This is a genomic window from Streptomyces sp. Y7 (assembly GCF_043195415.1).
In the GTDB taxonomy this organism is placed as follows: Bacteria; Actinomycetota; Actinomycetes; order Streptomycetales; family Streptomycetaceae; genus Streptomyces.
Genome location: NZ_JBIDDQ010000009.1, coordinates 74,999 through 97,023, shown reverse-complemented (window position 1 = coordinate 97,023; position 22,025 = coordinate 74,999). Strand labels below are relative to the sequence as shown.

General features: G+C 72.1%; 18 protein-coding genes and 1 pseudogene. 7 read left to right on the top strand and 12 right to left on the bottom strand.

Translation table 11 applies throughout. The annotated features are described in order from the left end of the window. Nucleotides 1-29: 29 nt before the first annotated feature. Nucleotides 30-1,256: a glycoside hydrolase family 88 protein gene (locus ACGFW6_RS23415; protein ID WP_393513036.1), complete on the top strand. Its 1,227-nt coding sequence runs from the start codon at nt 30-32 to the stop codon at nt 1,254-1,256. 32 nt (nt 1,257-1,288) lie between these two features. Here ACGFW6_RS23415 and ACGFW6_RS23410 read toward each other — a convergent pair whose 3' ends face one another. Further along, nucleotides 1,289-2,566 (bottom strand): alginate lyase family protein, encoded by a 1,278-nt coding sequence (locus tag ACGFW6_RS23410; RefSeq protein WP_393513034.1) that lies wholly within the window; start codon nt 2,564-2,566, stop codon nt 1,289-1,291. 169 nt (nt 2,567-2,735) lie between these two features. Next, nucleotides 2,736-3,347, bottom strand: coding sequence for a TetR/AcrR family transcriptional regulator C-terminal domain-containing protein (locus ACGFW6_RS23405; RefSeq protein WP_393513031.1), 612 nt, complete (start codon nt 3,345-3,347; stop codon nt 2,736-2,738). A 127-nt stretch (nt 3,348-3,474) separates the two neighbouring features. On the opposite strand from ACGFW6_RS23405, the gene ACGFW6_RS23400 reads away from it, so the two are divergent. Next, complete coding sequence (locus ACGFW6_RS23400) at nt 3,475-4,995, top strand: FAD-dependent monooxygenase (protein WP_393513607.1); 1,521 nt, start codon at nt 3,475-3,477, stop codon at nt 4,993-4,995. A 122-nt stretch (nt 4,996-5,117) separates the two neighbouring features. After that, the gene (locus ACGFW6_RS23395; protein ID WP_393513028.1) at nt 5,118-5,513 is read left to right on the top strand and encodes a luciferase family protein; all 396 of its coding nucleotides are present in this window, start codon (nt 5,118-5,120) and stop codon (nt 5,511-5,513) included. Between the two features lie 90 nt (nt 5,514-5,603). Here the strand turns inward: ACGFW6_RS23395 and ACGFW6_RS23390 are convergent, their stop codons facing one another. Further along, nucleotides 5,604-5,819: a hypothetical protein gene (locus ACGFW6_RS23390; RefSeq protein ID WP_393513025.1), complete on the bottom strand. Its 216-nt coding sequence runs from the start codon at nt 5,817-5,819 to the stop codon at nt 5,604-5,606. 467 nt (nt 5,820-6,286) lie between these two features. Between ACGFW6_RS23390 and ACGFW6_RS23385 the strand changes: the two genes are divergently transcribed. Beyond that, entirely contained in the window at nt 6,287-7,435 is a 1,149-nt protein-coding gene (locus ACGFW6_RS23385; protein WP_393513022.1) for a hypothetical protein, read from the top strand. Nucleotides 7,436-7,472: 37 nt separating this feature from the next. On the opposite strand, the gene ACGFW6_RS23380 is transcribed toward ACGFW6_RS23385, so the two are convergent. The 3 genes from ACGFW6_RS23380 to ACGFW6_RS23370 form a co-directional block, all read right to left on the bottom strand. Then, nucleotides 7,473-9,020 carry a protein kinase gene (locus tag ACGFW6_RS23380; RefSeq protein ID WP_393513020.1) on the bottom strand — a complete coding sequence of 516 codons (1,548 nt, stop codon included), beginning with the start codon at nt 9,018-9,020 and terminating at the stop codon, nt 7,473-7,475. Then, entirely contained in the window at nt 9,017-9,814 is a 798-nt protein-coding gene (locus tag ACGFW6_RS23375; RefSeq protein ID WP_393513017.1) for a serine/threonine protein kinase, read from the bottom strand. Before ACGFW6_RS23375 ends, ACGFW6_RS23380 begins: the two co-directional genes overlap by 4 nt. A gap of 472 nt (nt 9,815-10,286) precedes the next feature. Further along, nucleotides 10,287-10,895, bottom strand: a complete 609-nt coding sequence (locus ACGFW6_RS23370; protein ID WP_393513014.1) for a TetR/AcrR family transcriptional regulator — start codon at nt 10,893-10,895, stop codon at nt 10,287-10,289. 99 nt (nt 10,896-10,994) lie between these two features. On the opposite strand from ACGFW6_RS23370, the gene ACGFW6_RS23365 reads away from it, so the two are divergent. The 3 genes and pseudogenes from ACGFW6_RS23365 to ACGFW6_RS23355 form a co-directional block, all read left to right on the top strand. Next, complete coding sequence (locus tag ACGFW6_RS23365) at nt 10,995-11,432, top strand: nuclear transport factor 2 family protein (protein ID WP_393513011.1); 438 nt, start codon at nt 10,995-10,997, stop codon at nt 11,430-11,432. Nucleotides 11,433-11,446: 14 nt separating this feature from the next. Further along, nucleotides 11,447-12,439, top strand: a complete 993-nt coding sequence (locus tag ACGFW6_RS23360) for an NAD(P)H-binding protein (RefSeq protein ID WP_393513009.1) — start codon at nt 11,447-11,449, stop codon at nt 12,437-12,439. Between the two features lie 149 nt (nt 12,440-12,588). Further along, nucleotides 12,589-12,894, top strand: a pseudogene (locus tag ACGFW6_RS23355) (zinc-binding dehydrogenase); the annotation flags it as partial. Between the two features lie 64 nt (nt 12,895-12,958). On the opposite strand, the gene ACGFW6_RS23350 reads toward ACGFW6_RS23355, so the two are convergent. The 6 genes from ACGFW6_RS23350 to ACGFW6_RS23325 form a co-directional block, all read right to left on the bottom strand. Continuing rightward, nucleotides 12,959-14,596 (bottom strand): ABC-F family ATP-binding cassette domain-containing protein, encoded by a 1,638-nt coding sequence (locus ACGFW6_RS23350; protein ID WP_393513005.1) that lies wholly within the window; start codon nt 14,594-14,596, stop codon nt 12,959-12,961. An 82-nt stretch (nt 14,597-14,678) separates the two neighbouring features. After that, a complete protein-coding gene (locus tag ACGFW6_RS23345) occupies nt 14,679-16,313 on the bottom strand; it encodes an ABC-F family ATP-binding cassette domain-containing protein (RefSeq protein ID WP_393513002.1) in 1,635 nt (544 codons plus the stop codon). A 369-nt stretch (nt 16,314-16,682) separates the two neighbouring features. Further along, a complete protein-coding gene (locus tag ACGFW6_RS23340) occupies nt 16,683-17,909 on the bottom strand; it encodes a cytochrome P450 (protein WP_393512999.1) in 1,227 nt (408 codons plus the stop codon). 270 nt (nt 17,910-18,179) lie between these two features. Then, nucleotides 18,180-19,703, bottom strand: a complete 1,524-nt coding sequence (locus tag ACGFW6_RS23335) for an aldehyde dehydrogenase family protein (protein ID WP_393512996.1) — start codon at nt 19,701-19,703, stop codon at nt 18,180-18,182. A 122-nt stretch (nt 19,704-19,825) separates the two neighbouring features. Next, nucleotides 19,826-21,103, bottom strand: a complete 1,278-nt coding sequence (locus tag ACGFW6_RS23330; protein ID WP_393512993.1) for a GAF domain-containing protein — start codon at nt 21,101-21,103, stop codon at nt 19,826-19,828. A 301-nt stretch (nt 21,104-21,404) separates the two neighbouring features. Continuing rightward, nucleotides 21,405-22,004 (bottom strand): N-acetylmuramoyl-L-alanine amidase, encoded by a 600-nt coding sequence (locus ACGFW6_RS23325; RefSeq protein WP_393512990.1) that lies wholly within the window; start codon nt 22,002-22,004, stop codon nt 21,405-21,407. Between the last annotated feature and the right edge of the window lie 21 nt (nt 22,005-22,025).

The window sequence follows — 22,025 nt, the reverse complement described above, 5'->3', positions numbered from 1 at the left end:
TCTCCTGATGACCAGTTGGAGGGACCGCCATGACCGTTTCCCGGCGAACTGTGCTGGCCACGGCGGCCGGTGCCGCAGCGATGGGGGCGACCTCGACGCCGGCCGCGGCCGTGACCGCCGACCGCGCCCCGGTACCGACCCTGCGCAAGCTGCGCGCCGCGGCCGACTACGCCGTCGACAAGCTCCAAGCGGTCGCACCGACCGTGACCGCCTTCCCCGTCGGCACGAAGTTCGAGAAGTGGACCTACTCGCAGAACGGCGACTGGGTCGGCGGATTCTGGCCCGGCACGCTGTGGATGGCCTGGCTGCACAGCGGCGACGACGCCTTCCGCACCTGGGCGCTCGCCTCGGCGGAGAAGCTGGCCCCCCGCCAGAACGACACCGGCACGCACGACCTCGGATTCCTCTTCTACCCGTCCTGGGTCACCGCCTGGCGGCTGACCGGCGACGACAAGTGGCGGACCGGTGCCCTGCGCGCGGCCGACTCGCTGATCCGGCGGTACAACCCGCGCGGACACTTCATCAGAGCCTGGGGCGCCCTGAACGACACCGCAAACGCGGGCCGGGTCATCATCGACACGATGATGAACCTCGACCTGCTGGCCTTCGCGAGCACTCAGACCGGCGACGCCAAGTACCTGGACATCGCCGTGGAGCACGCGAGGACCGCCCAGCGGGTCTTCCCGCGCCCGGACGGGTCGACCCCGCACGTCTACGACTTCGACCCGGCGAGCGGCGCCCCGATCGGCCCGAACACCGTGCAGGGCTACAGCCCCACCTCCTGCTGGTCGCGCGGCCAGGCGTGGGGGCTGTACGGCTTCACCACCATGTACCGGCGCACCGGGATCGCCGAGTTCCTCGCCACGGCCCGCACACTCGCGGACTACGCCCTCGGGGTGCTCACGCCGGACCACGTCCCCGTGTGGGACTACCGCGCACCGCAGCAGCCCCACGACATCAAGGACGCGTCCGCCGGCGCGATCATGGCGTGCGGTCTGCTCGACCTCGCCGCGGCCACGGGCCGGCAGTCCTACCGCGACGCGGCGCTGCGGCTGCTGACCGCGCTGGCGGAGACCTGTCTGACGCGGAACTCGGCCCGCGCGGACGCCGTCGTCGCACGGTGCACGCGCAACCGGCCGAGCGAGGACGGCGTCGAGATCTCCCTGCCGTATGCCGACTACTACCTGCTGGAGGGCATCCTGCGCGTGCTCCGGCCGCAGGACGTCGACCGGGCGATCGACCTGTCCACGGTCTGAACAGCCCTCGCGGGCGGACCGGCCAGCGCCGGTCAGCCCGCGATCGAGTCCAGCTGTTCCGCTGCCGGGCGCAGGGCCCACAGGTCTCCGCCCGGAGGCTCCTGAAGCAGCGGTACGGCCCGCTGCGCCTGCCGGTCCCCGGCGTCCGCGGCGGCGTGGACGACGTCGGTCGCCGCGAACCGGTGGAACTCCAGTTCCGGGTGCGGCCAGGCGGCGGCGCCCGTCGCGGCGGGCAGCAGATAGTCCACCGCCTTGAACAGGCTCTGTCCGTCCGGCCCCTGATAGGCCCACAGGTCCACGCCGACGTGCCGGCCGATGGCCGCGAGCCGGGTGTAGGCGACCAGGTCGAACGTCGAGTAGTGCCAGCTCCTGGTGCGGGTCAGTTCCTGGGGCTGGCTGCCGTCGGCGGCGATCTGCGGCGCGATGCGCTTGGTGCGGGAGTCGAGGACCGTCCGGCGGGCCAGGTCCTTGTCGCCGGTCGCGTAGGCGAGGGCGGCGAGTTGCATGTCGTAGAAGGTGCCGTGGTTGTTGGTGGCGGCGGCCTCCTGCTTGCCGAAGTCGCTGTTCGCGAGCCAGTCACGGAAGTCGGTGTTCCATTTGGCCATGGCGGTGCGGTCCTTCGCGCTCCAGCCCGGGGCGCCGGTCTCCAGGAGGGCGAGCGCGTCGAGGACGCTCGTGTAGGACTGGGAGAAGTCGATGATGCCGATGGCCCGGCCGTCGTACTTGCACGGGATGAACTGGGCGTGGTCCAGGTTCGGGTTCATGCGCGTGGCCGGATCGAGGAACCAGGTGCGCAGCACCTGCCCCGCCTTCTCGGCGTACCGCTCCTCGCCGGTGTAGTACCACGCGAGGGAGAGGTCGTAGGCGGAGTCGAAGGTCTTCTCGACGTCCTGGCGGTCGGTGCCGGAGTCGACCTCGGGGTTGCGTTCGCCGTCGCGCTGTACGTACGGGCAGCCCCAGGGGTTGTCCTGGGTCGGGGCCGTGGAGGGCCACCAGTACGGGGCCTGGCTGAGGTAGTCGTGGACGTCGCCGCCCGGGGCGGGCCGGGGTTTGTCGACCACGGTCCACGGCCCCTGGTCCAGCCACTTGTCGGCGCGAGTCGTCAACGCCCGCACCGCACGCCGCAGTTGGGGGTCGCCGCGGTCGAGACGGATCTTCGTCTGCTTCAGCCGGGCGCCGTCCAGGACGGCGGTGTGCGGGACTCGGGGCTCGTGCCGTGTCTCCGTGCCCGCCGTGGCGGCGGGGACGGCTCCCGCCGTGAACGCGGCCAGGGCCACCAGCAGGATGCCCAGTCGGGGTTGTGCGCTCATGTCCGCCCTCCATGCTGTGCTCGTCATGGTGTCCATGGATGTGAACAACGTTCATATCTACGCTCGCGCTGAGCGTGAGCATGGCATGGCGGTCGGGAGGGGGAAAGGGGTGTGCGGCGGTTTGTTGGTGCGGACCTTCCGTCGCGGTCGCCGCTGCCGCGCGGCGCGTTCAGTGCCGGGCCAGGATCGAGTTCAGGCCGAACTCGAAGCGCTCGTCGAAGGAGTTGGTGGCGAGGTGGCCCAGGGCGCGGTGCAGGGCGGGGTGGGTCGTCGCGGAGATCGCGTCCGTGAGGCGGTCGCCCAAGGACTGTTCCGCGGCCGCCTGTTCCTCCTGGGTGAGGCCGAGCGTGAAGTAGATGAGCGTCCATGCGGTCCAGGCCGCCTCGCGCTCGTCCAGTCCGTCGTCCAGCAGGGCCGCGACCAGCGTCTCGGCCAGGCGCAGGGTGTGTGGCTCGGCGGCGTAGGTGCCGACGACGAGCGCGGCGCCGTCGCGGTGGGCCAGCAGGGCCCGGCGATAGCGGCGGACGACTTCGGGGGCGCGCGGGCCGGGTGAGACGGGGAGGTCGTCGAGCGGGATCTCGCCGACGACCGCGTCCGCCATCAGTTCCAGCATCCGGGCCTTGGTCTTCACGTGCCACAGCACGGTGTTCATCCGTACGCCGAGCCGGTCGGCGACCGCCCGCGTGGACAGTGCGTCCAGGCCCTTCTCGTCCAGCAGTTCCAGGGCCGCGCCGATCACGGTGGCCGGTTCGAGACGGTCGGCCGTTTGCCTCTTGGTCATTGACCTAGTTTACTGCGAGGACTGTTTGTTGGTCACTGACCAAGAGGTGCGGGTGGGGAGCGGACCCGAGGTCTGCCCCGGCCCCGGCGGCTTGGCGTGCGCGGAGGAGTCGTTCGTGGAGGAACTCATGGAGTCGTTCGGGGAGAAGCCCGAGGCGGACCGGCACGTCGTCATCGCGGGAGGCGGGCCCGTCGGGCTGTGGCTCGCCGCCGAGCTGCGGCTGGGCGGGATCCCGGCGACCGTCGTCGAGCAGCGCACGGAGATCGACCAGCGCTCCAAGGCGCTCACCGTCCACCCGCGCACCCTCGAGGTCCTGGCCTCACGCGGCGCGCACGGGCCCTTCCTCGCCGAGGGCCTGACCATTCCCTTCGGTCACTTCGCCATGCTCGACGACCGGCTCGACCTCCGGGAACTGGACACCCCGTACCCGTACACCCTCTTCCTGCCCCAGGCCCGCACCGAGGAGCTGCTCCAGGAGCACGCGCTCGGACTCGGCGCCACGATCCTGCGCGGGCACCGGGTCACCGGGTTCACCGAGTCTGGAGGATCGGTGACCGTTCAGGTGACGGGACCGGACGGGGCGTACGAGATCGAGGGGGCCCACCTCGTCGGCTGCGACGGCACCGGCAGCACCGTACGCGCCACCGCCGGCATCGACTTCCCCGGCACACCCTCCACCGTCCTCGGCTGGCTCGGCGACGTCTTCCTCGACAACCCGCCGCGCACGGGCTTCAGTTCCTTCACGGACCGGGGCGGCGTGATGGTCGCGCCGCTGCCCGGCGGGCGGTTCCGGATCGTGGGGGTCAGCCCGGACAGCCTCACCACCGAGTGGCCCGGCGACCTCACCCTCGACGAACTGCGGCGCAGGACGGCAACGGTCGCGGGCGACGACTTCGGTATGCGTGACCCCTCCTGGCTCTCCCGCTTCGGCAACGCCACCCGGCTCGCCGCCGCGTACCGGCGCGGGCGCGTACTGCTCGCCGGTGACGCCGCCCACCAGCACTTTCCCACCGGGGGAGTCGGCATGAACGTGGGTATCCAGGACGCGCACAACCTCGGCTGGAAGCTCGCCGCGACGCTGAACGGGCGCGCCGGGGAGGACCTGTTGGACAGCTACCACGCCGAACGGCACCCCGTCGGCGCCCAGTTGGTCGAGCACAGCCGCGCCCAGACGGCCCTGATGACCGCCTTCACACCCGAGGGCCTCGACCTGCGCTCCCTGTTCAGCGGCATGCTCGCCACCCAGCCGGCGTTCAACCGGGCCCTCGCCGAACGGCTCACCGCGCTCGCCGTCCACTACCCGTCGGCGGACCCGGCGGCCCACGCCCTCACCGGCACCCGCGTCCCCGACCTCGCCCTCACCGGCCCGGACAAGAGCCTGTTCGCGCTCCTCCGTCCCGGCGCCCACCTGCTGCTCGACCTCACGCCCGACGGCGCCCTCGGCCACGACCGCACGGCCCCCGGACTCACCGCCCACACCGGAACGCTCGACCGGCCCCCGGCGGCCTGGAGCGAACTGCGCGCCGTCCTGATCCGCCCCGACGGCCATGTCGCCTGGGCCGGCACCGAACGGGACGCCGCCGCGCTCTCGGCCGCCGCGGAAGCTGCCGTGGCCAAGGCGGTGCCGCGGACGCGCGACCAGCGGTGAACGCGCGGGCGATCCGCCCACCGGTCCGGCGTCGAAACCGGATCCGGACAATCACGCGAACGAGACGGTTAAGGAATCCTCACCTTCTGGTGGCCGTGCGGTGAGGGGTGAATGATGGGCGCATGACGTTGGCCGCGCGAGCCTTCGCGCAATTGGCGACCTGGCCCGACCTCACCGAGGTCGAACCGAGCTGCGGAACCGGCAGGGCACTGGCCGCAGCCCACGGCGACATCGCCCACTTCCACTCCGACCAGGACCTCGACCTCTGCCTCACGGCCCGGGTCATCCGGCGGTTCGAGGAACACCTCCGGGACGCGACCGCGGTCCGGCTGGTGCCCGGGTCCCACTGGGTGACGGTACGCATGGAGGTCGTGGCGGATTTCGACCTGCTGATGACCTTGGTGAGCCTCGCGCTCCGGGCTCAACAGACCTGGCCGCTCCCCGATCACGAGCCGACGGCCGGGTGCAATGAGCGGCGCAGCGCGGTCGTGGCGCGCCAAGGTCTCGGCGCGGACTGAGATTCGGGCTGCTGACGCCTGACGCCTGACGGCTGACGCCTGACGCCTGACGGCTGACGGCTGACGGCCTGGAGGGCCGGCCGTCCCCCGTCAGCGTTCCCAGCCGTCCGGTCCGCTGCCGCGCCACTCGATCAGCGCGGACCGGCGGACCCAGTCGTCGTCGACGTCGTCCAGGCCCGCCAGGCGCAGGAACTCGACCACGTCGAGCAGGCCGTACGCCATGCCCACGAACCGGTCGTCGACGCGGACCCGTCGCCCACCGTCCTCGGCGAGTGGGTAGACGACGATCGGTTGCGCGGCGGCCATGGCACCAGGGTGCGGCCGACACACAGCGGGCGCATGCGGAGCGCGAGCCCGCCACACCGGGCGGACGGTGATCGCGCACGGCCGCTCCCTGACCCCGGTGAGGCCCACCGCGAGGCCGTGTTGCCCGCTCGCGCGTGCCGCGACCGCCCCATCCGGGCCGGTGAACACGACTCCGGGGAACTCTGGACCGCGCGCCCGGAACGCCGGTATCCGTTGCGCCCAACGTGTGATCCCGCGGAGCGCGGCTCGCCGGTCCGGGGGCAGCCGCCCCCGCCCACGCGACGGCCCCGCCGTCACCCTGACATGTGTCAGGGACCGCCTACCTCGCCCGCTCCCTAGGGTTCGAGTGGTCTCACCGGTCCTGCGCCGGCCCGGCCCGGCCCGGGACGGCCCGGGCCGCGGCTCCGGGTGCTGGTGCGCCCGCTCTGCTTCCCGGTCCTGAACCCGTCACCTTCGAAAGGCACGACATGCGCCGTCTCCTCGCTGTCGCCGCCGCGCTGCTGCTCGTCAGCGGCGCGGCAGGGGCAGCCGCCGCCGATGCCCCCGCCGGCCGGCCGCTGACCGCCGCCGCGTCCGTCCAGGTGCCCGACGGCGTCACCGCCGGAGCCGCCGTCTTCGACCGGCAGACCGGCACCTTCACCGAGCAGCTCAACACCAGTGCCCGCTTCCGGTCCGCGTCCGTCGTCAAACTGCTGCTGGCGCTGGACTTCCTGTGGAACCGAGGCCCCGACTACACCGTGCCCGCGGCCGACCGGGCCCTGCTGGAGCCGATGCTGCGCAGCAGCTACGACGACGCCGCCGACCACTACTGGGAGGTGAACGGCGGGTCGGCGATCATCACCCGCATGGCCGACCGTCTCGGCCTGAGCGACACGAACCCGCCGCCCGCCGGCTACGAGGGCTACTGGGGCTACGTCTCCCTCTCCGCCCGCGACACCGTGAAGATCTACCGCTACCTCCTGGACACGGCGCCCGCCCCGGTGCGCGACTTCGTCATGGGCAACCTCCGCCAGTCCACGCGCTGCGCCTCGGACCACTTCGACCAGCACTTCGGCATCGCGGGCGCGTTCGAGAAGCCGTGGGCGGTCAAGCAGGGCTGGTCGGGTTCGTACGAGAAGGGCACCTGCGGCACGGGAGGCGCGGCGAGCGCGGTACCTGCCGTCGACGCCGCAGTGGCCCCGGCTCCCGCCGAGGACGTGAACCTGACCCGGCCCGCGCTGCACAGCACGGGGACGGTCGGCGCCGGTGACCGGTACATCGTGGCCGTGTTCACCCTGCACCAGGTCGGCACCTCGTACGGGAAGGCGTACACGGACATCGGCCGGCTGACCCGCTCGCTGAACGTGCCGGGGGCCGCGCGGCCGGCCGGGTGGTGGTACGGCACGTGGAGCGACCATGTGAACGTACGCCCGGACCCGTCCACGGCGAACGCGCCGAAGACCCAACTCCCTGCCGGTGTCGAGGTGTTGGTGGGCTGCCAGAAGAAGGGGCAGCGGGTCGACGTGCCGCCGTACAGCAACGACTGGTGGGCCTATCTGCCCCAGTACGGCGGCTGGATCTCCAACATCTACATCAGCTCGCCCGACAACCGGCTGCCGGACGTCAAGGACTGCTGAACCCCGCGCGCCGGGTGACCGGCGCGGGGCCGCTTCCTCACCGCTCGTAGGCGGCGAGGAAGCGGAGCACCTTGTCGACGTGCGGCTTCACGCGTTCGGGGACCCCGCGCTCCTCGATGACGGTGCGGTCGCTCGTGCGGTAGCCGGCCGCGATCAGCGCGGGGAGGTCCTCGGCCGGCAGGTGGGCCTTCTTGAACTGCTGGTCGAGCCAGCACACGTACAGGCTCATGGTGGAGATCGCGTCCGGCGGCGAACGGTAGTCCTTGTCCCCGTCGCCGTCTCCGTCCACCGCCCAGGCCCGGAACACCGACGGCGTCCACATCGCGATGCCGTACTCCTCTGCCTCCGGGCGGGCCGCGTCGACGTCGAACCCGCTCTCCGCCTTGACCAGCGCGGCGAGCAGGGCGGGTGTGACCTCCGCGTCGGTGCACCGCCGTGCGGCGTCCACGAGGACGGGACGCAGGGCCTCGGGGACGTCGGAGTCCTCCGGGATCTCCCCGGCGGCCGCGAGGGGCGTACCGGTCACGGTGGCGCGAGCGTCCCGTTTCGGGACGTCATCGTCGTCGGCGCCCCCGAGCAACGCGAACCCGACGGCGGCGGCCGCCGCGACACCGACGACCGACAGAGCCGCGATCGGCAGCGACCGGCGTCGGCCGCGCGTGCCGGCGAGCTGCTCGATGCGGGCGGCCAGGCTCGCTGCGGTGTGGGGGAGCCGGGTCGTGTGGTCCGGTGCCAGACAGTCCCCGATGAGCCGGCGCCAGCTCTCGTCGAGTCCGGCGTCGAGCCGCAGCTGTGCGGTGCCGCGGGCGTACGCCTGGGCGGCGAGCGAGCGGGCGCGGGCGGTGGCGCCGGGGAACGGGTGGATGCCTCCGGTGAGCACCTGGTGGGCGAGGACGCCGAAGGCCCAGATGTCGGCGGTCGGCCGCACCACGGTCCCGTCGGCTCCGGTGCGCTGGGACCACCACTCGGGCGGCAGGTGGTCGAGCGTGCCCAGCGGCGGCAAGTGGGCGTGCGTGCCGTCGAGTTCGGTGGCCAGGCCGAAGTCGGCGAGCCAGACCTCGCCGTCCGCGCCCAGCAGCACATTGGCGGGCTTGAGGTCGCCGTGCACCCAGCCGGCGCCGTGCATATGGGCCAGCCCGGCGGCCACACCCCGCAGGATCCGCAGCGCGTCCGGTACCGCGGAGCCGGTGCCGGTGGAGTCGAGCACCTGGCGCAGACTTGCCTCGGCACGGTCCATGACGAGCGCGATCGCGCCGTCCAGCACGGGCAGGTCCGGCGCCTCGACCGTGCACACGGCCCGGGTCCGTACGAGGTGCGGATGGTCCGCCTCGGCGCTGAACCGCACCTCACGCGCGACCAGTTCACCGAGCGCGGCACGCTGACCGGGGGCCAGGGCGCCGGTCGGCAGCACCTTCACCGCGGCCGTCGTGCCGTCGGCGACCGCGCGGGCCTCGTACACGGTGCCCCAGCCGCCCGAGCCGATGACCGCGCCCAGTTCCCAGCCCTCTACGCGGAATCCCGCCGGCAGACGGGGCGTTCCCAGAGGCGTCTGCCCGACGTCCTCCCCGGAGCCTGACGAGCTCACGCGCCGACCTCCTGCGGAGCGGTCCGCCTGCGGGACGGCAGCAGCGCGAGATGTTCCTCCCGCACCAGGCCGAAACGCAGGGCGAGGGACGCCAGCCGGGCGCGCTTGGCGCCGGTACGGCCGTTGCCCTCCGCCCCGGGCTCCTCGCCGACGTCCAGACGCAGCTTCGCAAAGGCCAGGTAGTCGATGTGGTAGTTGACCGCGGAGCGTGTCAGGCCACGGCAGCTCTCCAGCGGACGAAGCCGCTCCACGATGTCCCCGACCCCGGGCAGCGCGCTGTCCGACTGGTCGCGCAGCCGCGGCTCGCACAGTGCCACCAGCACGAGGAAGTACTTGGCGGTCATGTCGAGCGCGTACGGGTGCACGGTCTGATCACCGGCGCCGGGCACCGCCGACCGCTCGTCCAGGTAGGCGTGCTGCGGGGCGAACACCTTGAAGTCGACGGTCCCGTTCAGCGCGGGCAGGACCACCCGCGAGAACTCGAACGGCACCGGCGCTCCGAGCCGCCGGGGTGCGACCGTGAGGTACTCGCCGGCCCCTTCCAGGTTCTCGACGACATACGCGGAGTCACTGCTGAAGTTCGACAGCCGCCAGTAGTCCTCGGCCGCCTCCAGCCGCCCCGCCCGCCGGGAGATCCCGGGGTCGGGCAGCACGATGGCGACACCTCGCCCGCCGGGCAGCCCCCGACCGAACTCGGCCACGTCACCCGGTCCCATGTGCAGCAGCTCGGGCTTGCCCGTGCCGCCGGTATCCGGCCCCGAAGGACCGGGCGGCTGGACAATGATCGTTTCCATGCCGGCTCTCCCCCGATATGGTCGCCGAGGCTCTGTGGGCGGCTCCGGGGGCCGCCGTCCCGGCGAACGGTGCGTGGACTGCTGCCGCGCGCCCACCGGCGGATGGTCGGTCCGCCCGGGTCGCTGCGACACCGAGAGCATCACCGCTCCCGGCGGCCGTCGCAACCGCCTACGCCGGTGCTGCCGCCCTGGAACCATCCCTGCGCTGCTGACCTGCGTCAACGCGAGCGCCTGGGATGACGGGTGACCTCTGCGCCCGCAGCGCCTCGACGTACGGAAGTTCACGTCTGACCGCATCACACCCTTCTCGACGTCCTTCCTGCCCGTGCAGTTCCCGGTATGCGGTCCGGAACGGCCGATCGCGTGGCACGTGGCCCGCCGGTCCGCCGTGAGGGGAGGGCGTCGAGCGCACCTCCCCTCGTCGGCCCGAACTGAGCCTGGGTCAGCGGGAGTTGAGCATTCGTGCAGGGAGTCAGTTCCGGTCCGGGGCGTCCGGGGGAGTGGACACGACCTTGCGGGCGTAGTCGGCCAGTCGGGTCCTGAGGAGCTCGCGCGGTACGCCCTCCTCGCCGGCGAGACGCTCGACCAGGTCGGCCCGGGTGGCGGCGAGCAGGGCGTGGGCGGTGAAGCCGGGGTCGGGCAGACCGGGGATGTGCTCCAGCGCGGACCGCAGCAGACGGTGCCAACGGTCGTAGTGCTCGGCCCCGTAGGGGCTGCTGCTTCCGTGCTCCTCCAACGCCAGTACCAGGCGACGGTTGTCGAGCTTGAAGCACAGCACGGCGTCGAGCAGGGCCGGCACGCGCTCCTGGGGCGGGGTGTCCGGCCCGAGGGGTGGCGGGCCCGATTCCACGGCCTCGCGGACCGGTTCGAGCCGGGCCTCGTACAGCGCTCGCAGCAGCCCGGCGCGGTCGCCGAAGGCGCGGAAGACGGTTCCCTTGCCGACCCCGGCCGCCGTCGCGATGTCGGCCATTGTCAGTTCCTCCGGGCTCTCGGAGCCGGCGAACAGGGCGTCGGCGGCCTCCAGAACCGCCTGCTGATTGCGGGCCGCGTCCTTACGGGCTCTGCGCTCGGGCTCGGGCACGTGCTTCCTCCGACTCCTCCGATTGAAAAACGGACCCAGAGTCCGTATCGTCGATTGAACCGGACCCGTGGTCCGTATTGTATGAGACGGAGGATACCCATGTCCGCACCCGTACCGACCTCTCCGGCGGAGCTGTACCGGCACAGCCTGCGCCTGCTGCTCGACAAGGACATTCCCGGCTGGATCGGCCTGTGGGCCGAGGACGGCGTCATGGAGTTCCCGTTCGCACCCCCGGCCTGGCCCGCACGGCTGGAGGGCAGGGAGGCCATCGCCGCCTACATGCGGCCCTACCCGGACCACATAGAGCTGCACGACTTCCCCGAGGACGACCTGCGGATCCACCGGACCGTCGACCCGCGGACCGTCGTCGTCGAGATGCGCGGCGTCGGCCGGCTGGTACAGGCTGACCGCCCGTTCGACATGACCTACATCGCCGTGGTCACGGCCGAGGAAGGGCGCTTCACCTCCTACCGCGACTACTGGAATCCGCTCGCCGTCCTCGAACCCGGCGTCGACTTCTCCGGGAGCGCCGGATGATTAGGCCTGATTCGATGGCCACGGCGGCCCCGGCGGCCACGGCCACACCCACGGAGACCGCCGCCGCCGGGCCGTCCGACGCACCCGCGACGGGCGCGATCCCCCTGACCGGCGCCGCTCCCGTGACCGGCGCCGCTCCCGCGATCGGCACCACCCTCGTCATCGGTGCCACCGGAACCACCGGCAGCCGCATCGCCGCCCGGCTGGCGGCGGCCGGCCACGCCGTCCGGGCGGCCGGCCGCAAGGCAGCTCCCGTGGCCGGCGCCGAGCCGGCCCGCTTCGACTGGTACGACCCCGGCACCCATCCCGCCGCCCTCGACGGCATCGACCGCGTCTACGTGATCCCGCCCGTCGGCGATCCCGATCCCGCGACGGTCGTGCTGCCCTTCCTGCGCAGGGCCCGTGCGGCCGGCGTGCGGCGAGCGGTGCTGCTGAGTGCCTCGTCCATCCCGGAGGGCGGGCCGGCCGTGGGGCAGGTGCACGGGGCGCTGCCGGGCATCTTCGACGAGTGGGCGGTGCTGCGGCCGTCCTGGTTCATGCAGAACTTCACCGGCGACCACCCGCATGCCACCGGCATCCGGACCGAGGGACTCATCCGCACGGCCACCGGCACCGGCCGTGTCGGCTTCGTCGACGCCGACGACATCGCGGCCGTGGCCTTCCACGCCCTGACCGACGACCGCGCCCCGGACACCGACCTCGTCCTGACCGGACCCGAGGCGCTCGCCTACGACGACATCGCCAGGGTCATCACCGAGACCACCGGCCGGCCCGTGACCCACCGGCCTTTGTCCTACGAGGAGTTGCGGGACCGGCTCGCCACGCAGATGCCCGAGGAGTTCGCCGCACTGCTGGCGGGCATGGACCGGGCCATCGCCGAGGGAGCGGAGGACCGTGTCACCGACACCGTCCCCCGCCTCACCGGCCGGCCGGCGGGAAGCTTCCGGGCCCTGGCGGAAAGGGAGTTGAGCCACCACCTGGCCTATCTCGGCCGGCCCGGAGCGTGAGGGATTCTTCGACGCCGTCCCACGCCTCACTAGCCCACCCCGGCCGGCCTGGAGCGTGAGGGATTCTTCGACGCCGTCCCACGCGTCACCAGCCCGCCCCGGCCGGTCTGGAGCGTGAGGGATTCCTCGTCGGGCGTGCCGGGCTCCGCGGCGCGGACGGCCGGCTCGCCGTGCTCGCGGCCGAGCAGCTCGGCGCGGAGCGGATCATCGCCATGAGCGGGCACGAACCGCGCCAGGAACTCGCCCGCGCATACGGCGCCACCGACATCGGCACCGAGGGCGGCGACGAAGGCGTGGCCCGCGTCGGGGAACTGACCGGCGGGCTCGGCGCCCCGTGCGTCGTCGCGGCGGTCGGCACCCAGGAATCCATGGCGCGGGCCATCCGCTCCACCCGCGCCGGCGGGCACGTCGGCTTCGTGGGAGTCAGCCGCGACGGCGCCCTCGACGGCCAGGAGCGTGTCTGAACGCGCTCATCCCGACGAGTGGGGCCCGGCCCCCGCGCTGCCGGGCCGCCGCCCGTCAGTCCTGTCCCGGGCTCCCAGCGTCGAGCCGGAGCTCGCGGCCCTGCCAGCGGTCGCGCAGCCAGCGGTCGTGGCTGGCCAGGACAACGGCGCCGGGACCCGTGCCCAGGGCCTCCTCCAGCTCGTCGCACAGGCGCGGGGACAGATGGTTGGTGGGTTCGTCGAGCAGCAGCATCTGCGGTGGCCGGGCCACGAGCAGCGCCAGCGCGAGGCGTCGGCGCTGGCCGGCAGACAGACGCGCGACCTCCTTGTCCAGGTCCGCCTCGTGCAGCAGGCCCAGCGCGGCCAACGGCACCGCCGCGGCCCGTTCCGCGCCCAACGCCAGCCGGTACGTCTCCCGCACGGTCCGGTCCGGCGCGTCGAAGACGGTGTCCTGAGCGAGCAGTCCCACCGACAGCTCGCGTCGCCGCCGCATCTCGCCCTCCGCCGTCAGCCGGCCGGCGAGGACCGCCAACAGGGTCGACTTACCCGTCCCGTTGCCCCCGGTGACCAACAGCCGCTCGGTCGCCGCGATACGGCAGCTGACGGGCGCGAGCCGGCCCGGCACCCAGATGCCGTCCAGCGAGACCAGCGGACCGTCCTCCTCCGCTGCCGGCGCGGTGATCGCCGTGCTCCGGAACCGCAGCGGACTCGGCGGCTCGCCGACCTGGTGCCGTTCCAGGTCCTCCAGCCGGCGCGTGGCGTTGCGCACCCGCCGGGAGATCTGGCTCTGCACCCGGCCGCCCCGATGGCCGTAGCCCATCTTCTCGTTGTCGCGCGGCCCCCGGTCCGGGGCGACGCGGCGGGCGGTGACCCCGGCCGACACCCGCAGGGCGTCCAGCTCCTCCTGTTCCTCGGCCCAGCGCCGCTCCCAGCGCTCGCGTTCCTTCCGCTTCTCCGACAGATAGGCGGAGTAGTTGCCGCCGTACCGGACCGGGCCGTCGATCGCGGGGTCGAGGTCGATCAGGTCCGTGCACACGGCGTCCAGGAAGGCCCGGTCGTGGCTGGCCAGCACGACGACTCCGGGCAGGCCCCGCACCTGTTCCTCGACGAACGCGGCTGCGCCGTCGTCGAGATGGTTGGTCGGCTCGTCCAGCAGCAGCGCGGAGGGCCGCCGGACCAGGAGCGCGGCCAGCGCCAGCCGCCCGCGCTGCCCGCCGGAGAGCGAGGAGAGCGTCCTGTCGTGCCCGAAGGCGTCGAGGCCGAGACCGTCGAGCACGAGCTCCGCGCGCCGGTCCGCGTCCCAGGCCTCCCGGTCCTGAGCCTGTTCGAGCCGGACGCCGTACGCGGCGAGCAACTCCGCGTATCCGGGGGCGTCCTGCGCGGTCCGCGCGAGCTGTTCGGTGAGGCGGTCCAGCGCGGCGAGGTCGGCCCTCGCCTCGCGCAGCGCGTCGTCCAGCACGTCGGCGATCGTCGCGTCGGCGTCGTACGGCATCTCCTGCTGGAGAAAGCCCAGGTCGGGCGGTCGGGTGACGCTTCCGGCGTCGGGTTCGTCGACTCCCGCCAGCAGGCGCAGCAGAGTCGACTTGCCGACTCCGTTCTCGCCGATGAGCCCGATGCGGCGTCCGGGGGAGGCGGTCAGGGAGACACCGTCGAGCACTCTGCGGCCGTCGAGGGTGCGGACGAGATCGTGGGCGAGCAGGGCAGGTTGAGGCATGGTTCGGTCCGTCCGATGTGGTCGGTGCTCGGCCCGCGGGGCGGCAAGCCTCGGACGCGGGCCAGGTCGGCACACCGGCGGATCACACCTCGGGCGCCCCCGTCTCCGTCAACTCGCCGTCCGCCAGGCGCAGCCACCGGTCGACACCGATGTCACGCAGGAACCGCTCGTCGTGACTGACCATCACGAAGGCTCCCTGATACGAGTTCAGGGCACTCTCCAACTGGCCCGCGCTCACCAGATCCAGGTTGTTCGTCGGCTCGTCCAGGAGCAGCAGATGCGGGGCAGGCTCCGCGCACAGCACGCAGGCCAGTGTGGCGCGCAGCCGTTCGCCGCCGGACAGCACGCCGACGGGCAGATGGGCCCCCGCGCCCCGGAACAGGAATCGGGCGAGCAGGTTCATCCGCTCGGCCTCCGGACGACGCGGGGCGAAGGCGGCGAAGTTCTCGGCGACCGTCCGGTCGAGGTCCAGCAGGTCCAGGCGCTGCGAAAGGTAGGCGATACGGCCGTCGGCGCGCTTGATCTCGCCGCTCTCCGCGGGCAGTTCACTGTTGAGCACCCGCAGCAGCGTGCTCTTCCCGGCGCCGTTGGGGCCGGTCAGGGCGATGCGCTCCGGGCCACGGATCGTCAGGTCGACGCCCTCGCCGGCGAACACCTCCTTGTCACCGAGCCGGACGCGGAGCCGTTCACCGAGGAACAGGTTGCGTCCGGCGGGCACGTGGGTGTCCGGCAGGTCCAGCGTCAGGCGCTGCTCCTCGCGCAGCGCCCGCCCCGCCTCGTCCAGCCGGGCCTTCGCCTCGCTGACCCGGCCCGCGTGCATCTGACCCGCCCGGCCCGCGGACTCCTGCGCTCCGCGCTTCATGTTGCCGGCGAAGATACGCGGCAGACCGGCGCTCTTGAGGTTGCGGGCGGCGTTGCTCTGCCGGCGGTCGGCGCGTTCGCGGGCCTGCTGCATCTCCCGCTTCTCCCGCCTCAGCTCCTGCTCGGCGTTGCGGACGTTCTTCTCGGCGACCTCCTGCTCGGCCCGCACGGCCGCCTCGTACTCGGTGAAGTCGCCTCCGTAGAAGCTCAGTTCACCGCCGTCGAGTTCGGCGATACGGTCCATCCGGTCGAGCAGGGCACGGTCGTGACTGACCAGGATCAGGCACCCGGTGAAGTCCTCCAGCACGGCGTAGAGCTTGTGACGGGCGTCGAGGTCGAGGTTGTTGGTGGGCTCGTCCAGCAGCAGCACGTCGGGTCGCCTCAGCAACTGGGCGGCCAGCCCCAGGGACACGACCTGGCCGCCGCTGAGGGTGCTCAGGCTGCGGTCCAGGGACAGCCCGGTCAGGCCGAGACGGTCCAGCTGGGCTCGGGTGCGTTCCTCGATGTCCCAGTCGTCGCCGATGGCCGTGAAGTGCTCTTCGGCGACGTCCCCGGACTCCACGGCGTCGATGGCCCGGATGACCGGAGCCACGCCCAGGACCTCGGCGACCGTGAGACCACCCGTCAGGGGGAGGCTCTGCGGGAGGTGGCCGAGCGTACCGACCACGGTGACCGACCCCGTGCCGGGCCGCAGTTCACCTGCGATGAGCTTGAGCAGGGTGCTCTTGCCGGTGCCGTTGGGCGCGACGAGACCCGTGCGGCCCGCACCGACGGTGAAGGAGAGATCCTGGAAGACGGGCGTGTCGTCGGGCCAGGCGAAGGACAGGTTGGAGCAGACGACGGAAGCGTCGGACATGAAGGTGACCTCGTGAGAAGAGGGGCAGGCGCGCAGCGCACGGCAGGCATCACAGCCATGACACGCGTGGCGGTTCGCCCCAGCGGCAGACAGAGGGAGAGGGGACGACGGAGAGACCACCTCGGCGACGCCTCAGCGCATCAAGCCGGTGGTCTGTCGGGTCCGGGTATCACCCGGAGATGTCGTCGTCCACCACCATGTCTGGTCTCCTCGAAGAAGGTCGAAGTCCCCAGCACTGTATACGAGGGCCCCGGCACTCTGCACGACAGGTCTGGCGCGCGGCCTTGCGCACGGGGAGGGCTGGAGGGTGGGGACGCGGTCCTGCGCCGTCGCGTCGCCCGCCGCCGCGTCGCCCGCCGGTGCGTTCGCTCAGGCCGACGGGCGGCCCAGGTGGACCGGGAGCTGCTGGTGGCCGTTGCTGATGAGCGAGGCCACGGGCTTCAGCTCCGAGGCGGGGACGGCCAGGCGGATGTCGGGGAACCGCTCGAAGAGGTGCCGCAGCGCGCAGACGACTTCCATGCGGGCCAGCGGGGCGCCCAGGCAGAAGTGGATGCCATGGCCGAAGGCCAGATGGTCCTTGTTCGTACGGGCGGCGTCGAAGGTGTCGGGGTCGACGTGCCAGCCGGGGTGCCGGTTGGCGGCGGCGTAGGACGCGAGGATGGCCTCGCCGCGGGCGATGGTCCGGCCGTCGGGCAGCGGGATGTCCGCCACGGCGAAGCGCAGGGGGAGGTGCTTGACGGCGGGCTCGTGGCGCAGGGTCTCTTCGACGACGTCGCTCCAGGCGACCGCGCCGCTGCGGACCGACTGGAGCTGGTCGGGACGCGTCAGCAACGTGAAGACGCTCTGGTCGATGACGTTGACCGTGGTCTCGTATCCGGCGCTGATCATCAACAGGAGCGTGTCGCGCAGCTCCTGAGGAGCGAGGCCGCCACCGTCCTCGTCGTCCCGGGCTTCGATCAGCAGCGATGTCATGTCGTCGCCGGGAGCCTTGCGCTTGTCGGCGATCAGCTCGTCCAACTGCCCGTACAGCCGCGTGGTGTTGGCCTGCGCCTCCGCCGGGCTCAACGTGGTGTCGAAGACACCGTCCACGACTTTCCGGAAGCCGTCGCGTCGCTCCTGCGGCACACCCATGACATGGCCGATCACGGCGATGGGGAGGGGGTAGGCCAGGTGTTCACGCAGGTCCACCCTCTCGTGCTCGGGACGTGCGGCCAGGCCGTCGAGCAGCTCGGTCACGATGCCTTCCACGGCCGCCTGCAGGGTGGCTGTGCGCCGCGCGCTGAACGCCGGCGCGATCAGCCGTCGCAGCCTGCGGTGGTCCGGGCCGTAGGCCGTGAACATGTTCTCCACCGCGATCCACAGCGCCAGCGGCCAGCGGGTGACGGTCTCCTGGAAGGCCGGCCAGTGGGCACGGCCGTCCTTCGACACGTCCGGGCTGGTCAGCAGCTGCTTCAGGAGATCCGGGTCGGTGACCGCCCACGCCGTGACTCCGAGGACGTCGACCCGGGCGGCCGCTCCCTGCGCGCGCAGGGCGAGATGCTCGGCGTGGCGGTCGGCACCGGTGGGGTCGAGGACGATCAAGGGCTGCTCGGCCATGAGGGCTCCTTCGCGGACCGCGGCGGCTGGCGAGGACGGGTTCGTGACGCGTGAACCTCGACAGTCTTGCCCGAACCACGAAGGAAGCCGCACCGATGCGGGCGTACGGGGCTGAAAAGGCTCCAGGGATGCCCTGATCCACCTCGCCCGTCCGGCGTCCGGCGTCCGGCGTTGGGCGTCCGGCGTTGGGCGTCCGGCGTCCGGCGTCCGGCCAAGGCTCGGCCCTGGTCGGACGCCGGCCCGCGGTGCCCGGACGCCGGTCCGCGGTGTCTAGAAGAAGCCCAGCTTCTGCGGGGCGTACGACACGAGGAGGTTCTTCGTCTGCTGGTAGTGCTCCAGCATCATCTTGTGCGTCTCACGCCCGATGCCCGACCCCTTGTAGCCGCCGAACGCGGCGTGCGCCGGGTACGTGTGGTAGCAGTTGGTCCACACCCGGCCCGCCTGGATCGCGCGGCCCGCGCGGTACGCGGTGTTGATGTCCCGCGTCCACACGCCCGCCCCGAGGCCGTACAGCGTGTCGTTGGCGATCTTGATGGCGTCGTCGAAGTCGTCGAAGGACGTCACCGAGACGACCGGGCCGAAGATCTCCTCCTGGAAGATCCGCATGCGGTTGTCGCCCTCGAAGACGGTCGGCTGAACGTAGTAGCCGCCCTTCAACTCACCGTCGTGCTCGATGCGTTCGCCACCCGTGAGGACACGCGCGCCCTCCTGCCGGCCGATGTCGAGGTAGGAGAGGATCTTCTCGAGCTGGTCGTTGGAGGCCTGCGCGCCGATCATGGTGTCCGTGTCGAGCGGGTGGCCGGTCTTGATCTGCTCGGTGCGGGCGATCGCCGCTTCCATGAACTCGGCGTAGCTGCCGCGCTGGACCAGTGCCCGGGACGGGCAGGTGCACACCTCGCCCTGGTTGAGCGCGAACATCGTGAAGCCTTCGAGCGCCTTGTCCCGGAAGTCGTCGTTCGCCGCCCAGACGTCGTCGAAGAAGATGTTCGGGGACTTGCCGCCGAGTTCGAGCGTGACCGGGGTGATGTTCTCCGAGGCGTACTGCATGATCAGCCGGCCGGTCGTGGTCTCCCCGGTGAACGCCACTTTGGCGACGCGCGGGCTCGACGCCAGCGGCTTGCCCGCCTCCACACCGAAGCCGTTGACGATGTTCAGGACGCCCGGCGGCAGCAGGTCGGAGACCAGGCTCAGCCAGTAGTGGATGGACGCCGGCGTCTGCTCGGCCGGCTTCAGCACGACCGCGTTGCCCGCGGCCAGCGCCGGCGCGAGCTTCCACGTCGCCATGAGGATCGGGAAGTTCCACGGGATGATCTGCGCGACCACACCCAACGGCTCGTGGAAGTGGTACGCCACCGTGTCGTCGTCGACCTCGCCGAGCGAGCCCTCCTGCGCCCTGATCGCGCCCGCGAAGTAGCGGAAGTGGTCGATGGCCAGCGGAATGTCCGCCGCCAGCGTCTCGCGCACCGGCTTGCCGTTCTCCCAGCTCTCGGCGACCGCCAGCTTCTCCAGATTCGTCTCCATCCGGTCGGCGATCTTCAGCAGGATGTCGGCCCGTGCGGTCACCGACGTCCGTCCCCACGCGGGGGCGGCCGCGTGCGCCGCGTCCAACGCCCGCTCCACGTCCTCCGCCGTGCCCCGCGCGATCTCGGTGAACGGCTGCCCGTTCACCGGCGTCGGGTTCTCGAAGTACTGCCCCCGGATCGGCGGCACGTACTCACCGCCGATGAAGTGGTCGTAGCGCGCCTGGTAGGAGACGATCGCACCCTCGGTGCCGGGCGCCGCGTAACGGGTCATACTGCTCTGCCTCCCGAAGAAGCGCTGCCCGCCGTTGGGCAGCTCTCCGCGCGAGGCTAGGGACGGCGAGGTTGCAAGTACGTTGCGCGGAGCGCGGGTTCCAACAGCTGGAAGGGCTCCGGTCAGCGTGCCGCGCGGCGCTCCCAGGCGGGCGGTGCCGTGAGCTCGGACTCCAGGGCGGCCAGGCGCGACCGTACCGCCGACGTCGGACGCACCATGACGAGCGCCCGCCATACGTCGAGGTCGTCCTCGCCCCACGGCGCGTGCGCCCAGTCCGCCAGCAGGTCGGGATCCCGGCGGGAGATCAGCGCCGCACGCAGCCCGTCCGCGAGCAGCCGCCTGAGCCGCACCACCGCCGGCGCCTGGGAGCCGGGCAGCAGCGGGCCCGCGTACGCGGCGGCCGCCGCCGTGATCGAACCCGTCTCCAGCCGGCGCTCCACGACCGACACATCCGACTCCACCGGCACCGTCAGCCGGTACGGCCTCGACACGAGCAGGCCGGGGCCGAGCATCCGGCGCAGGCGCGCCAGTTCCGCCCGCAGCGTCACGGGTGGCACCGACTCGTCCTCGTACAAGGCGCACAGCAACTCGTCGCCGGTCAGCCCCTCCGGGTGCCGGGCCAGCAGTACGAGGATCTCGCTGTGCCGGCGGCTGAGCCTGACCCTGCGGCCACCGATGAGCAGCGTCGCCTCGTCACGGCCCAGTGCGGACAGCTCGGGCGTGTCCGCGGCGGGCGACTGCGGTGCCAGCAGCGCCAGATGGGACTCCGCCGCCCGCGCCACCGCCTGCACGAACCCCAGGCTGTGCGGATGCGCGAGCCCGTCACCGCCGGTGATGTCCACCGCCCCGAGCACCCGCCCGGTCCGCGGATCGTGCACCGGCGCCGCCGCACAGGTCCAGGGCTGCACCCTGCGGATGAAGTGCTCGGCCGCGAACACCTGCACCGGCCTGTCCACGGCGACCGCCGTACCCGGCGCGTTCGTACCGACCGCGCTCTCCGCCCACCTGGCACCCGGCACGAAGTTCATCCGCCCCGCCTTGCGCCGGGTCGTCGGATGGCCCTCGACCCACAACAGTCTGCCGTGTTCGTCGCACACCGCGAGCAGATGCTCCCCGTCGGCGGCGAACGTTCCCATCAGCTCGCGGAACAGCGGCATCACCCGCGCCAACGGATGCTCCGCGCGATACGCCCCGAGATCGCCGTCCGCGAGTTCCACCGAGGCCGTCCCGTCCGGACCGACACCCGCCCGCGCAGAGCGCCGCCACGAGTCGGCCACCACGGCACGCACCGGCTTCGGCACCGTGCCCACCTCGGTGAACGTCTCATGCGCACGGCGCAACACCCGTACGCGTTCGGCGGGGTCGGCCCCTGGTTCGAGAGCCACCCACGGATCGGTCAACTCGCCCTCCCCGGAAAGCAATGCGCTGGGGACATCGTCACTCCGAGTACGCGAACGGACAACCTTTTCGACCGGTGTCACCCGAACGATGAGCCCGCCCTTCCCGCTCGCCCTCGCCCACATGACGAGGTTCGGTCACGCGGGCCCTATGGGCGGGCCCGTGCATGGGTCCCCTCCTGCGTGGGTCAAGGGAGACGTAGCGGAGACGTCCCGGACGGGCATCTCAACTCGGAGGCGCCCCTGAGGCGCGTCGGGGTAGGCCCTCGCCGAGGCGGAGGCGGAGGCGGGGGCGGATGCGCACTCAGGCCGCGTTGACCATGCCTATGTAGCGCGCCCAGTCCCAGTGCGGCCCGGGATCGGTATGGTCCGTGCCCGGCACCTCGTAGTGCCCGGTGATGTGCCGGCGATCCGTGGGAATCCCGTACCTGGCACAGATCGCCGCCGTGAGCGCGGCGGACTCCTCGTACAGGGCGTCGGTGAAGTAGTCGGGCCGGTCCACCCAGCCCTCGTGCTCGATGCCGATACTGCGCGCGTTGTGCTCCCAGTCGCCCGCGTGCCAGGCGATGTCGGCCTCACGGACGCACTGCGCGATGTAGCCGTCGGCGGACCGGACCACGTAGTGGGCGGACACCTGCTTGGCCGGGTTCTGGAAGACGGACAGGGTCTTGGTGAAGGCGGTCTGCGTCACGTGGATGATCACTTGCTCGACGGAATGGGTCGTGGGGCGGTTCGCCACCGTGTAGTTGGCGGTGTTCGCCGGCTGCCACTCGGCGCCCTGATGGTCGGGTGCAGGAACCCGGGTACCGGATCGCGGGCCGGGGAGCAGGGCGTACGGGACGGCGGCGAGGGCGGTGCCCTGGAGGATCCGGCGTCTGCTGGGGCGTGGTCGTGCGAGTTCCAAGGAAGGGGTTGCCTTTCAGAG

Coding starts and splice junctions, on each gene's coding strand:
- ACGFW6_RS23415 (WP_393513036.1), top strand. CDS start 30: ATGACCGTTTCCCGGCGAACTGTGCTGGCCACGGCGGCCGGTGCCGCA.
- ACGFW6_RS23410 (WP_393513034.1), bottom strand. CDS start 2,566: ATGAGCGCACAACCCCGACTGGGCATCCTGCTGGTGGCCCTGGCCGCG.
- ACGFW6_RS23405 (WP_393513031.1), bottom strand. CDS start 3,347: ATGACCAAGAGGCAAACGGCCGACCGTCTCGAACCGGCCACCGTGATC.
- ACGFW6_RS23400 (WP_393513607.1), top strand. CDS start 3,475: ATGGAGTCGTTCGGGGAGAAGCCCGAGGCGGACCGGCACGTCGTCATC.
- ACGFW6_RS23395 (WP_393513028.1), top strand. CDS start 5,118: ATGACGTTGGCCGCGCGAGCCTTCGCGCAATTGGCGACCTGGCCCGAC.
- ACGFW6_RS23390 (WP_393513025.1), bottom strand. CDS start 5,819: ATGGCCGCCGCGCAACCGATCGTCGTCTACCCACTCGCCGAGGACGGT.
- ACGFW6_RS23385 (WP_393513022.1), top strand. CDS start 6,287: ATGCGCCGTCTCCTCGCTGTCGCCGCCGCGCTGCTGCTCGTCAGCGGC.
- ACGFW6_RS23375 (WP_393513017.1), bottom strand. CDS start 9,814: ATGGAAACGATCATTGTCCAGCCGCCCGGTCCTTCGGGGCCGGATACC.
- ACGFW6_RS23365 (WP_393513011.1), top strand. CDS start 10,995: ATGTCCGCACCCGTACCGACCTCTCCGGCGGAGCTGTACCGGCACAGC.
- ACGFW6_RS23360 (WP_393513009.1), top strand. CDS start 11,447: ATGGCCACGGCGGCCCCGGCGGCCACGGCCACACCCACGGAGACCGCC.
- ACGFW6_RS23350 (WP_393513005.1), bottom strand. CDS start 14,596: ATGCCTCAACCTGCCCTGCTCGCCCACGATCTCGTCCGCACCCTCGAC.
- ACGFW6_RS23345 (WP_393513002.1), bottom strand. CDS start 16,313: ATGTCCGACGCTTCCGTCGTCTGCTCCAACCTGTCCTTCGCCTGGCCC.
- ACGFW6_RS23340 (WP_393512999.1), bottom strand. CDS start 17,909: ATGGCCGAGCAGCCCTTGATCGTCCTCGACCCCACCGGTGCCGACCGC.
- ACGFW6_RS23335 (WP_393512996.1), bottom strand. CDS start 19,703: ATGACCCGTTACGCGGCGCCCGGCACCGAGGGTGCGATCGTCTCCTAC.